Below are 11,749 nucleotides of genomic sequence, written 5' to 3' on the forward strand. Positions count from 1 at the left end.
CTGCGAGTCGTTCCACTGGGTCTCGTACTCGGTTTTCGGGATGAACCTGCCGGTGGACAGGTCGGTGACCTCCAGGGTCTGCTTGTCCACTTCAAGATGCTCGTCGTAGGTGTCGGTGACCGCCACCTCGCTGACGGAGTACGCGAGATTGCCGGGCAGGTGGGGCTGCGTCTCCAGACGGTATTCCACGCGCTGGCCCGGGTAGACGACCCTGCCGTCCACGGACGCCTGGTCGCCTCCCTGCGAGGATTCGCCGACCACGTCCTTGACGACGGGCGGTATGTAGCCGCAGATCTTCGGTTCGTTCGTGGGGATGGTGTGCGTGTTGACGGTCTGGGATCCCTTGTTCGTCAGCGCCTTGCCATCCGGCGTGGTGCAGAACGACAGTTCGTCGCTCGACTGCTTGCCGAAGTCATCGCGCACCTGGCCCGCGCCCTTGCCGTTGGCATAGGACGCCTTGCCGGGAATGAGCAGCGTGACCTGCTTCGCGGTCTTCAGCCCCTTCAATCCCTCGCGGTAGGCCTGGCCTGCGGTGGCGGTCACCGTGGTGCCTTCCATCGTGATCGCCCACTGGTCGGTGACGTCCCTGCCGTGGTTGGCGATGTCGGTGACGCTGGACTCGCGATCGGTGCCGGCATCGGCCTCGTACACCTTGATCTTCGACTTGTCGTCGGCGTCGAACAGGTAGTCGGCGGCCGACCAGTCGTCCGTGAGCGTCAGAGCCTCCGGGGCTTGGATGAGGTTCTTGGCGATGGTGCCGTTGACCACCGAGGCGACCCGGTCCCCGTCCAGAAGCGTCATATCGTCGGCGCCGGTCTGGTTGGTCTCCTTCGGGTCGATGACCGCCTCCCACTGGCCCTTCGCGTTCAGGCGGATCCAGCTCTTGTCGGGATTCGGCCGCCACGTATCGAACTGTTTCGTTCCGGCGTCGGCCTCGGGCTCGTGGTTCCACTGGCCCCACGCATGGTCCCTGACCTGCTGGAAGTCGGAGGGCTTCGACACGGTCACGTCGAAGCTGAATTCGTAGACATGGTCCATGGGCATCTCGCCGTTGTCCGCCGAACGAGCGGCCGACACCGTGTTCGACGCCTTGTCCCAGTTGATCTCGAACTCGCCGGAAACGTCGCGGTTGCCGTCGGTCCTGTCGATGAGCCTGTAGTTGTCTACGGAGTATTCGACGCCGTTGGGTTCGATCACGTCGCGGAAACGCATCTCGTAGCCGCCGCGGCCGGTGCCGTACGTGATGGTGGTGCGGTTCGTCATCCGGTCGGCGCTCACGCCGTCCTCGATCTTCTTGACCGGGGGCTCGGGCGGCATCGGGCTCACCTTCCAGGATTCGGCCGGATCGCGGTCCGCGGTGTCCACGGCCGCCTGCATGCGGCCCTGCTTGGGCACCTGGATGTCGATCCAGTACGAGCCCTCGGCCCAGTATTTCATGCCGAAATCCTTCGGCGAGGCGAGATTGTCGAGCTGGGTGTCTCCATTGCTGGAGAAGCTGATCGGCTTGCTCACGCTCTTCGCGGGCATGTAGGGGCCGTTCTCGTAATGGATGATCGCGGTGCCGTTCAACGTCTCCTTGATCGCGGAACCGCCGTTGTCTGCGTGGATGACGTCGCCGATCGGGTCGGTGGAGCCGACCTGCATGTCGGTCTTCTGCTTGTGGCTGGTGGTCACGTTCAGCTTGTAATCGACCGGTGGCTGGTTCTGCGCCAGCACGATCACGCGGAACGAGGCGTTCGGGTTGGAGTTGATCGACTCCTGTGCCAGCGAGTCAACGCTGCGCGTGCCGAGCTTGTCCTTCCATGTGGTCGAGGTCGAGTACTTCTGGCCCTGATACGTGTAGTCGCCCTTCGCCTCGGCCTTCCACTGCGCCTCCCAACGGTTCTTCGCGTTCGAGCTCACGTAGCTGCCGTTGAACGAACCATCCGCCAAGCGCACGTAGCCCACCGCCACCAGACGGCAGTCCGCGTTCCCCTCACCCGTATAGGAGCGTTGGCACTCATCGATTGCGTCGCTCAAAGTCTTGTTCATGTTCACGAACTGGTTCTGCCCGTTCGCCAGATCGGACGACAGACGCACCTTCGCGTCACTCAACGCCGTCTTCATGCCATCCAGCGTGGCCGGCCACGAATCCTTGTAGATCCAATGCACATCGGCCGTCTGCGTCGGACCACCGCCCGAACCGCCGCCATCCTCGCCGGAACCACCGCCACCGTTATCGGCCAACGCGACCGGAACCAGACAGGCCAGCAACGCCGCGGCGGCAGTGATCGACGCCACCGCGCCGGTGCCTTTCTTCCCGAACCTCATACGAAATCCTTTCCCACATGCGATCACAAGCCCCTCTCCGGGAAAGGGAGGAGACGGGGACTCCAGAACCCGCCTCCTCCCGGGTCCCTGGAAGAAAAGCACGCCCGCAAGCCCGACGGCCGGCCGCCGGACCCCGAACGCACCATCAGCATCACCCCGCTCCAGGTGGTCTTGCGGCGGACAGACGTTGTCCCGGTCGAACCACCTCATCGTGGATCTGGGCTGTTGTGTCGCTCAGGTTATGATCTGATTGCGAAACGCGGCGGTATGCACACAGGTTACACTGTATAATAGTCATGTATTTCAATTAAAAATTGATTATTGTGAGTTTTAGAGAATGGCAATGCGATGATTCGTTTGAAAAGACTTGTTCTGGACGACATGAGGAACATATCGCATGGCGTCCTGGATTTCGATGATCTGCCCACCGGTGGCAGCGTCACGGGTATTTACGGGCAGAACGGGTCCGGCAAGACCACCGTCATCGACGCCATCGGGATACTGCGCGCGCTGTTGTCCGGGAATATGCTGCCGGATACCGCCGGTGATGTCGTCAGCGCCAGCGCCGGTTCGGCGACCGTGACGGCGACATTCCTCGTCGGCGATAAGCAGAAGCCGAACTATCTTGAGTACAGGGTGTCCATGCGCAAGGCGAACCCGGATTCGACGCGGGCGCGCGTCGTCGCCGAATCGGTGCGTATCGGCGACGATCCCTCGCGCTTGGGCCGTGAGGTGTTGGGACATCGTATGGAGGATTCCGAGGCGGACGGGTTCGTGTCGACCCCGGTCTACGTGTGGCGTTCCATCGAGGCGGTCGCTTCGGTGAAGACCGTGATCTCGCGCACCGCGGACCGCGCGTACATGGAGGGGCGTTCGTTCCTGTTCTCTCGGTGCGCCACGCTCGACGACCGGCCGGACGCCGAGTTCCTGATCGACTGGGCTGTGGCCCGCGTGCGGGAGGCGAACGGCGTGTCCGCCAGATCGTTGACGTACATCAACGAACGCTTCGGCGAGTTCGTTCGCCTGCGCGAGGCCCTGTGCGGCTACGCGACCAACGACATCTTCGTGTCCACCACCCGTCGCGGCTCCTACGCCGCGTTCGCGATCATCCCGATCATGGAGGAGAACCCGGAAGGTCGCAACACGGAGTTCGCGTTCGACCTGCTGCAGCCCAATCCATTGACCCCCGGCCAGGCGAAGCGACTCGGGCAGACCGTGGAGTCCTTCGACCGCATCCTGCCCACCATCGTGCCCGGCCTGCACGTCCTGCTGAAGACCGGCACCGCGCCTTCCGGCAAGGACGGCGAGGACCGGGTCACCGCGGAGCTGTTCTCCCGCCGCGGCGACGTCACGGTGCCCTTCCGCTGCGAGAGCGAGGGCATCATACGCATCACCGCGCTGCTCGGCTATCTCAAGCACGCGTACAACGACGAGAACGCACTGGTCGCCGTGGACGAGTTCGACTCCGGCGTGTTCGAGCTGCTGCTCGGCGACATGCTGGGCCAGCTGGCGGACGGGTGCGCGGGGCAACTGGTGTTCACCGCCCATAACCTGCGGGCATTGGAGGTGCTGCCGAACAGCTGCATCCGCACGACGGTGACCGATCCCAAGAATCGGTTCGCGACCATCCCGCGCAAGTCCTCCACGAACAACCAGCGCAAACGGTACCTGACGGCCAGCGAACTCGGATGGAGCGGTCCCGACATCTACGATTCGCCCATCCCGCGCATGTTCGGCAACAGCCTCTACGCCGCCGGCCACCCCGACGAGGACGACGATATCGACGACGATCTGGCCGCGCTCAACGCCGCCGGAACGGAGGCGGACCGTGGCTAAACGCAAGATCGTCCTGCTGGTCGTGGAGGGCGCAAGCGACGCCAGCCTGCTCGTGCCGGCGTTCTCGGCGTTGATCGAGAACCGCCTGTTCCAAGGTCAGGAATTCCATTGCGACGTGCTGACCGCGCCGAATCACCGTGAGGAATTCCACCGGCGCAACGGGTTCTATCCCGCGGACAAACCCTCACAAACGGTGCGCGAACTCGTGGAGTACTACCTCAAAGACCATGACCGCACATGGGGACAGCTTGGCAATATTGTCCAGATCTGCGATCTGGACGGCGCGTTTGCGCCCGACGACTGCGTGAGGGAGGATGCGTCAGCGGAAGGGACCCTATATTCGACGACCGACATCATCACTGCAAACCGCACCTCCCTGATCGCCGACCGGACGGTCAAGCGAAACGGCGTGGACGCTCTGCTGAAACTCGACGGATTCAGGAAGAAGCAGGGCAGTCGCACCGTCTTGATTCCATACCGTCTGTTCTATGTCAGCCGCAATCTCGAACACGCGTTCCGCGGCAGGACCGACAACTTGGACGCACAACACAAGCAGAGCGGCGCCATCAAACTGGCCGACCGCTTCACGCAGAACCCGAACCTGTTCTCGACGACCCTTCAATCCCTGCGACGCATACACGGCAACCCGGCCACCTGGGAGGAATCCTGGCAATACGCCATGCAGGACTTCCACTCGCTCGAACGTGGCAGCAACCTCGCATTCGTGGAACCATACCTTGCAGGCGAACTACAATAGGTCATCCGTAGCTGGATAGCCTGGAGTCGCATTAGCAATCCTAGGACCATCCGGCTGCGGACGCGAATTATGGTTAAGAATATAGACTTAGAGTATTTGTAACATAACGCAGAGGTCGTCTATAATATTATATTTTGCATCTATTTCAGCTTCGACAAATGCGAGCATGATGTAGATAATGAGGACTATATGGAACGCGGATTCGCAGTCGATAAGACATTGTCGATAAATTGCAAATGATTACATACAAGGAAGTATACAATATGACAAAACATGAAAAGCATATCTCCACACCTTATAAAAGTCCGCTATATCGCAGTAATGAATATCATATTTCGGTTGGTAATCCGGGAATCGACCTAGATAGTATATATACTGACAACAAGGTTGAAAACGCTGAATTTTTACGATGGCTTGGATACGAGTCTTTCTGGCTTATTATTGGAATAATATTATCCTCTATTTCAGCCATAGCCCATCATTGTAAGGAATTATCTTTAAATGAGTTGGCAGAAAAATCTTCTTGGAACAAGACGGAATCTATACTAAAAGCTTTCCCCTGTTTTGCAGAAGATGCAGGCCTGTCTATTATCCTCGCTCTATTGGCGATAGTTGCGGGTCTTTCCGTGGGTATCGCAGTTGAGGATCTTTCAAAAAACCATATGTTCAGATTCAGATCTATGGGTAGAACGCTCATACGATTCAGTAATCTTTCCGTCTGCTTTCTCGGCCTGTCATCCGCTAGTCTGATCCTCCGATATGGGAAAGGACTTGGTGTTCTTCTTATTTTCGGTTTATTGTTTTGTTTCACTATGCTTTACGGCATAGGCGATATATCTGTGAATTATCGTACTCGATTGAAGGAATTATCCAATAGATTGCACGAAGCGGAAAAAGAGCTATGCAATGTCGCCAATAGGAAAAGAAAGCGCCATGTGTTTCGCAGTGTAGGAAGATGGAATAGGACTCTTAATGGTATCGGATTGTCGTTTGTGGTTCTGGTCTATGTTTGCTCATCCGTGCATCAGCATAAGTTATTGTTGGCCAATTTGGTGATTTCTTTTACATTGATTGTTTTTTACTGGTTATCAGTTTACGTTCTAGGAAGTATCCTTTATGATTCAATAAAGGTGTTTGAAGGATCGGCGAAAGAAATTCGTCCACTAAAAATACTTTATTGTATTGCATTGTCGGTTTTCTCATTTATTGCATCAATGTATTTAAGTATGATTTTTATTCTTACGTCTCATCAATGCCTGTTTTATGTAAGCTGTGTTTTATTGTTTATCCTATTGCTTTATATCTGCTACTTTTCTTTATCGTCAAAAAATAGGCGGTTCCTGTTTATTGAAACAAGAACCGCAAAACTAAAGAAAAACGTCAGTTTAACTCGGCGACTTATTGACCTAATGCAATCTGAGGAACAATTGGTTTAATTGGGTTAATTTTCTATATCTATCAAAGTGATTATCGTTCGGGTCATGTATATTTTTTAACGTTTTAATGACGCAGATAGCGAAAGCGCCAATGATAGCGATGGCGGCGAGGATTGCCAGTTTGGTTTCACGGCGTTCCTTGGCCGCCATGTCGGCTTGTCGGTTGGCCAGGGCCTCGGCTTCGGCGGCGACGCCGCTGGCGGCGATGGCCGCGATGTGCGCGCTCATCTGGTCTTCGAGCGTGGAATCCTCGCTCGTGCCGTCGAAGGGCTCTTCGTCTTCGTTGTGGTTGTCGTTCATGGTTCCGCTCCGTTCCTGATTGTTGGATTGTTTGCTTTCCTGATTGTTGACTTGCTTGATTGCTTGCATGTCCGCTTGCCTGCATGCAGGCAAGTTTGATTGTCTGATTGTCTGCATGCGGGCTTGTCTGCTTGTCAGCTTTCGTTTTGCCCGGCGAGGATGGACATGCGGGCGGCGATGAGCGCGTGGCGCGCGATCTCTAGGTAGAGCTGGTGGCCCTCGCCGTCGCCCCAGAACCGGTCGAACTGTTTGGTCGGCATCATGCTGGCGGGGTCGAACCCGTTCCACACGCCGCCGCAGAACACCTTCGCCGCCGCGTTCACCTCCTCGTCGGACGGCATGCCCGGATGCCCCTCCGCGGCGTCCGCGGCCGCGCGCATCTGCGCGCCGAACACGCGGGCCTGCAATGGCGAGAGCGTGTATGCCAGTCCCGCCGTGGAGCCTGCGGGGAATCCCGTGTTCACGCCGAGGGTGATGACGTGCGCCTCCTCGCCGATGCTGATCCGGTCGCCGAGTACGGAGACCTCCATCGAATAGTCCATAGTGTCTCCTTTCCGCAGACGCGCCGGCTTGCCGGATCGCGTCTGCATGTTTGACTGCCTGAGTGTTTGGTTGTTGGCTTGTTTGCTTGCTGGATTGTCGGATTGTCGGATTGCCTGATTGCTTGATTGCTTGATTGTCTGACGGGTCACGGCTCGTCGTCGCCGTCGAGCCGGTCGAGCTCGCGTTCGATGGCGTCGCGCAGGAGCTGCTGCATGGGCAGGTCGTGCGCGGCGGCCGTGGTCTTGAGTCGGGTCTTGAGCGATACGGGTATGCGCAATGAGAGCATGACCAACGGTTCGCCCGTGGTCTTGGAGGTCTTGCACTGTTGGCGCAGCACGTCGTCGAACGGCACCGGTCGTGCCAGTGGCTGGTAGTTGCCCTGCATGGTCTCACTCCTGCTTTCCGGCGATCTGCTGGAGTTCGGTGACGAGGTCGCGGTATTCGCCCAGCTGGTGCGGGTTGGTGCCGAGCGAACGCTTGTAGGACTGGGCCTTCGGCACGATCGTGTCGAACCGGGGAGTGTCCATGGCGTTGAGGGCGTCCATGGTGTCGCGGAACACCTTCGTGTTGCGTTCGGCCTTGACCAGCAGCAGCGCGGCGGGCGTGCTCATCCTGGCCATGTCGAGGGTGCTCCATGCCTGCTGGAGGTCCATGGGCGAGTCCGATGCCGGCACGATCACGAAGTCGGCCGCCTTGATGGCCATGTCCAGGGTCGGTCCCTGCGGCGGCGCGTCAATGATCGCCCATTCGTCCGGGTCGGCTCCCGCGGCGAGCTGGCGGAGCGTGGCCTGGTTGGCGGGCAGCACGTCGAACGTCAGCGGGTCCGCGGTCTGTTCCGCGGCTGCGGCCCACAGGCTCGCGCTGGACTGCGGGTCCGCGTCGTACACGACGGCCCTGCCGCCCCTGGAAACGATGACCGAGGCGATGTAGATGCTGGACGTGGTCTTCGCGACCCCGCCCTTGGCGTTGGCTATGGCGATGCGCATTCGTTCTTCTCCTTTGCGACTGCCGGATATCATGCGAACCCGGTCAGTCGGTCGCTTGATTGTCCGCTTGTCTGATTGCTTGGATTCCTGCTTGTTTGAATGTTTGATTGTCTGACGGCTCATGCGGGGCGGGGCGATCGGCCGTCCTGCCCCGTGCGCGCAGGCGTCGTTGCTGGCGTTCGGCGCTGGCCTCGCCGGTGGCTTCGTCGAACACGTTCCGGTGGGCGCGTATCCAGTCCGTGAGCAGCCGCCAGCGTTGCGGCCACGGCAGGCCGCGGTCCCGGCAGGGGACGCCGTCGGCTTCGGCCATGCGCGCGATCCTGCGCCGGTCGGTGCACACCTTGCCGCCGTACACGCCCCATTCGAGTCCGCCGCTGGCCGCGTAGGCCAGGCATTCGGCGCGTACCGGGCATCGTTCGCACACGGCCTTGGCGACCGAGTGGAACGCCTTCGCGTCGCCGGGACGGTGCTCGAACTCCAGCGACCACAGGTAGTCGGACCATGGTTGCGGGAAGTCGCGGCATTCGCCGGCCTTCTTCCACGCCTCAAGACGCTGCCCGTCTCCGCTCATGGCCGCACCACCGCCTCCGCCGACGCGCCGGTCTTCGCCTTGCGCCGTCCGGCGACGTCGTGGGTGGCGTGGTTGCGTTTGTCGTACGCGCATACTGGGCACGCCTCCTGCGAGATGACGCCTTCGATGTGTTCCTGGCACAGCGAGGTGCGCAGCAGCGCCGCCCCGTAGATCGGCACACGGCTCGCGGACGACGAGCTGACCGGTATCGCCCGGTTGGGGTCCTTGACGACCGGCAGCGGGGCGTCCGGCGCCCGCTTGCCCGTCGGATCGGGATGGGTGAGCATTTCCAGCCGCAGCTGCACGTAGTTCGCGGCGAACCTGGCGCCGCTGGTGAGCCGGGGCAGCCAGTAGCGGTTGCGGTACGCCCAGTCCATCGTCGCGACGATCTCGCCGTACGGCCTGTCGATCAGCAACGAGTGGACGGCCTTGCGGTCGGCCATGGTCGCCGGAACATCGAACCTCTGGTCCACGGCGAGCATGCGACGGCGGATGCCGTCGAGCACGCGCACCTCCTGGCCTGCGCGTTCCGTGACCGGCTCGGGCAGCTTGCCGGGTTCGGGCACCCATAGCGGGTTCCTGCAGCCCCTGGGAGGCAGGGCCTTGCCCCAATCGGTCGCCGGAACGGGTTCGGTCTTCGTGGAGGCTTGTTCGGCGTTGAGGGGAGCATCCCCGAAGGGGATGAGGGGAGAATTGTTTATCACTTGTCTATTGGGTGACTTTCTGTCCAAGATTCCGGGACAATTTGTCCTCGGCTCCACGTCCTTCGGCTCGGGTGACAATCCGTCGGGTGACAAATTGTCCTTGTCTGGATTCGATTTGCCGTCGCCTTCCGCCAGCGCGTCCAAGTTCCGGGGCTTCTCCTCGATGTTCTCGGCGGGACGGTCGCCGTCCATGACGACGTCCCACACGCGCGAGCGGTGTCCCTTGGCGATCGGCTTGCGGGTGCGCGGGTTGCGCGCCGACATCTCCTGGTCGCCGGGCCTGATGTAGCCCTTGCGCTCCAGCTCCTGCAACGAACGGATCACGGTGCGCTCACAGCACCCGCAGTTGAACGCGATGGTCTCCACGCTCGGCCACGCGGCGGCGCCATCGTCGTAATAGGCGCGGCGGGCCAGATACACCAGCACGAACTTGGTGATGCCCTTGACGTCGTCGCGCTCCCATGCCCAGTTCTCGGCTCTGCTGCTCATCGCTCGACCTTCCCGCCGTCATGCGCCGGGTCCGCTTCGCGGCGTTCGCGCAGCCTCGCGCCGATGTCGTCGCCCAGACGGGCGGCGCGGCACAACGCATACGAGAGAACACCGCCGGACACGCACACGGCGGCAACGACCAACCACCACATGGTTCGGCCGGTATCAGGGAAACGGTCCGCGGACGCGCGCCTCAACGGCGCGAGCCCCGGGACGGGTGGGCGAGCATGGACAGCACATGAGCCTTCGCGATGCGCAGATCGACGTTGCCGCCGGCCCGCGTCGTCCGCCGCGCGGCGTCGCGCCGGCGATTAGGCTCAAAGACAGATGCCGGGCGAATGCCGGCGGTATTGGTAGAATCGGTCATGGCGATGACCCTCCTTCACTTGGGATGCAAGACGTCGGCGGCCGGGAATCTTGGCGGATGTACGGGTCGGAGACGCCTTCGGTTGTCGTTCGGTTCCGCGCCTAGTGCGCGGAACCTTCTTTTGCCGGAGGAGACAGCAGCCTGTTCACGAGGGCGGCATCGTTGCCCAGCACGAAATCCGACGGCAGCCCCTTCATCCGATACAGCCAGACGAGATCGGCCTGCTGCCAATGGAGGGAGCCGTTCACCTTTCCCGCAACCGATGACTTCGATTGCCCCATCTCCGCGGCCAACCCGCGGCAGGACAGACCCTGCTGCGCCATCCAACGAGCCACTGGAGACAGTACGGAAAAATGCTTTTGTCTACTCACAGTTGACATAGTAATTAAGTATTTTGCCTTTCGCAAGTCGGAGTGCTAATATCGTGTCCAGAGATGTTGGACATGCCAACATGCGTTTGCGAAGCAGTGAAAGGGCGATTGCCATGACCACGACGATAAAGAAACGGATGACGAACTCGGGCGAATACCTGCAGAAGGTGATCGTATGGAACATCAGCATGCTGCTCACCGCGCACGGCCTGTCCCAGACGGCGCTCACGGAACCCCTGAAGATGACCAGGGGCGGCGTCAGCGCGAAGATGAAGAACAAGAACACGTGGAGCATCCCCGACATCGCGGCGCTGGCCGACTACTTCGGCGTGCCCGTGACGTCCCTGCTGGACGACACGCTCATGCGTCAGATGCTGGGAGAGGGGAACTTAGGTGCATCTTTGGTGGCAGCGACCACCGCGCGATTTCCTGTTCGAGCAGCTGAAGGCCAAGCTGACGGCCTGAAACCGTTGGAAACAAAAGGCTCCGGTCCACGATACCTCGTGGAACCCGGAGCCGGTGAGTACCCCCAGAGAGAGTCGAACTCTCGTTGTCAGATTGAAAGTCTGGTGTCCTAACCGTTAGACGATGGGGGCGAACAACTCGATTGATAATACGCAAGTCGGCTCATACGCGCAACATCGGCGTGTCGCGCTGGCGCATCGAACGTCGCCGACGCGCGGATTGGCTGCATTCCAAGGAGTAAGGCACTCTGATCAATCCACGATCATCACCGACCATGATCATCACTGACGGAACTATGCCTGTGTCAAGCTCACCTTCGCCAAGATCAACGGGTTCCTCCGTTCCGCGCACGCGCGCGAAACCATGGGCCGGCCACCCTCGTCCCCTCTTCTACGGTTCCACGCCACGCCCCTTATGGGCACGCCATTTACGACGTTTCCTCCCGGTCTCATATGGAATGAACCACCCCAACATATGTGGGGATTTGGGGACTGTCCCATTAAGTGTGTAACTGGCGGTTTGGTTATTGGTTCTCGCTGGCGGGCCAGCGATCGGCGAAGGTGATGGCGAACGCGTTCAACGCGGGTTTCCACCGTGCCGTCCATCGTACCTGT

The 11,749-nt window shown here is 60.1% G+C and carries 11 protein-coding genes, 1 tRNA gene and 2 pseudogenes; 4 read left to right on the plus strand and 10 right to left on the minus strand.

Features of this window, described 5'->3' with window-relative positions:
* Positions 1-2,310, minus strand: a pseudogene (locus KIH79_RS12000) (LPXTG cell wall anchor domain-containing protein); the annotation flags it as partial.
* 348 nt (positions 2,311-2,658) lie between these two features.
* Between KIH79_RS12000 and KIH79_RS12005 the strand changes: the two are divergent.
* The 3 genes from KIH79_RS12005 (at position 2,659) to KIH79_RS12015 (ending at position 6,339) form a co-directional block, all read left to right on the plus strand.
* Positions 2,659-4,146 (plus strand): AAA family ATPase, encoded by a 1,488-nt coding sequence (locus tag KIH79_RS12005; protein ID WP_094667179.1) that lies wholly within the window; start codon positions 2,659-2,661, stop codon positions 4,144-4,146.
* Positions 4,139-4,903 carry a hypothetical protein gene (locus KIH79_RS12010; RefSeq protein WP_219059595.1) on the plus strand — a complete coding sequence of 255 codons (765 nt, stop codon included), beginning with the start codon at positions 4,139-4,141 and terminating at the stop codon, positions 4,901-4,903. Before KIH79_RS12005 ends, KIH79_RS12010 begins: the two co-directional genes overlap by 8 nt.
* Before the next feature lie 263 nt (positions 4,904-5,166).
* On the plus strand, positions 5,167-6,339 hold the full coding sequence (locus KIH79_RS12015) for a hypothetical protein (RefSeq protein WP_219059596.1): 1,173 nt from the start codon (positions 5,167-5,169) through the stop codon (positions 6,337-6,339).
* Here the strand turns inward: KIH79_RS12015 and KIH79_RS12020 are convergent.
* From KIH79_RS12020 to KIH79_RS12050, 8 genes are all read right to left on the minus strand, one after another.
* On the minus strand, positions 6,310-6,708 hold the full coding sequence (locus KIH79_RS12020; protein ID WP_236023841.1) for a hypothetical protein: 399 nt from the start codon (positions 6,706-6,708) through the stop codon (positions 6,310-6,312). The two genes, KIH79_RS12015 and KIH79_RS12020, sit on opposite strands and share 30 nt — an antisense overlap.
* 65 nt (positions 6,709-6,773) lie before the next feature.
* Positions 6,774-7,181, minus strand: a complete 408-nt coding sequence (locus tag KIH79_RS12025) for a transcriptional regulator (RefSeq protein ID WP_101616410.1) — start codon at positions 7,179-7,181, stop codon at positions 6,774-6,776.
* A 146-nt stretch (positions 7,182-7,327) separates the two neighbouring features.
* Positions 7,328-7,567, minus strand: coding sequence for a BrnA antitoxin family protein (locus tag KIH79_RS13000; protein WP_236023842.1), 240 nt, complete (start codon positions 7,565-7,567; stop codon positions 7,328-7,330).
* A 4-nt stretch (positions 7,568-7,571) separates the two neighbouring features.
* A complete protein-coding gene (locus tag KIH79_RS12030) occupies positions 7,572-8,168 on the minus strand; it encodes a ParA family protein (protein ID WP_236023843.1) in 597 nt (198 codons plus the stop codon).
* A 43-nt stretch (positions 8,169-8,211) separates the two neighbouring features.
* The gene (locus KIH79_RS12035; protein WP_012576939.1) at positions 8,212-8,739 is read right to left on the minus strand and encodes a WhiB family transcriptional regulator; all 528 of its coding nucleotides are present in this window, start codon (positions 8,737-8,739) and stop codon (positions 8,212-8,214) included.
* Positions 8,736-9,932, minus strand: coding sequence for a helix-turn-helix domain-containing protein (locus KIH79_RS12040; RefSeq protein WP_219059597.1), 1,197 nt, complete (start codon positions 9,930-9,932; stop codon positions 8,736-8,738). Before KIH79_RS12040 ends, KIH79_RS12035 begins: the two co-directional genes overlap by 4 nt.
* A gap of 193 nt (positions 9,933-10,125) precedes the next feature.
* Positions 10,126-10,299, minus strand: a complete 174-nt coding sequence (locus KIH79_RS12045; protein ID WP_012576942.1) for a hypothetical protein — start codon at positions 10,297-10,299, stop codon at positions 10,126-10,128.
* A 101-nt stretch (positions 10,300-10,400) separates the two neighbouring features.
* Entirely contained in the window at positions 10,401-10,622 is a 222-nt protein-coding gene (locus KIH79_RS12050) for a hypothetical protein (RefSeq protein ID WP_095346999.1), read from the minus strand.
* Positions 10,623-10,807: 185 nt separating this feature from the next.
* Here KIH79_RS12050 and KIH79_RS13290 point away from each other — a divergent pair.
* Positions 10,808-11,017, plus strand: a pseudogene (locus KIH79_RS13290) (helix-turn-helix domain-containing protein); the annotation flags it as partial.
* A 177-nt stretch (positions 11,018-11,194) separates the two neighbouring features.
* On the opposite strand, the gene KIH79_RS12060 reads toward KIH79_RS13290, so the two are convergent.
* Positions 11,195-11,266 (minus strand) — tRNA-Glu (locus KIH79_RS12060).
* Between the last annotated feature and the right edge of the window lie 483 nt (positions 11,267-11,749).

This window comes from Bifidobacterium miconis, assembly GCF_019331735.1.
GTDB lineage: Bacteria > Actinomycetota > Actinomycetes > Actinomycetales > Bifidobacteriaceae > Bifidobacterium > Bifidobacterium miconis.

Excerpts from the sequence above, each read along its gene's own strand:
- KIH79_RS12015 (WP_219059596.1), top strand. The coding sequence starts at position 5,167 with ATGACAAAACATGAAAAGCATATCTCCACACCTTATAAAAGTCCGCTA.
- KIH79_RS12035 (WP_012576939.1), bottom strand. The coding sequence starts at position 8,739 with ATGAGCGGAGACGGGCAGCGTCTTGAGGCGTGGAAGAAGGCCGGCGAA.
- KIH79_RS12045 (WP_012576942.1), bottom strand. The coding sequence starts at position 10,299 with ATGACCGATTCTACCAATACCGCCGGCATTCGCCCGGCATCTGTCTTT.
- KIH79_RS12005 (WP_094667179.1), top strand. The coding sequence starts at position 2,659 with ATGATTCGTTTGAAAAGACTTGTTCTGGACGACATGAGGAACATATCG.
- KIH79_RS12040 (WP_219059597.1), bottom strand. The coding sequence starts at position 9,932 with ATGAGCAGCAGAGCCGAGAACTGGGCATGGGAGCGCGACGACGTCAAG.
- KIH79_RS13000 (WP_236023842.1), bottom strand. The coding sequence starts at position 7,567 with ATGCAGGGCAACTACCAGCCACTGGCACGACCGGTGCCGTTCGACGAC.
- KIH79_RS12030 (WP_236023843.1), bottom strand. The coding sequence starts at position 8,168 with ATGCGCATCGCCATAGCCAACGCCAAGGGCGGGGTCGCGAAGACCACG.
- KIH79_RS12050 (WP_095346999.1), bottom strand. The coding sequence starts at position 10,622 with ATGGCGCAGCAGGGTCTGTCCTGCCGCGGGTTGGCCGCGGAGATGGGG.
- KIH79_RS12020 (WP_236023841.1), bottom strand. The coding sequence starts at position 6,708 with ATGCAAGCAATCAAGCAAGTCAACAATCAGGAAAGCAAACAATCCAAC.
- KIH79_RS12025 (WP_101616410.1), bottom strand. The coding sequence starts at position 7,181 with ATGGACTATTCGATGGAGGTCTCCGTACTCGGCGACCGGATCAGCATC.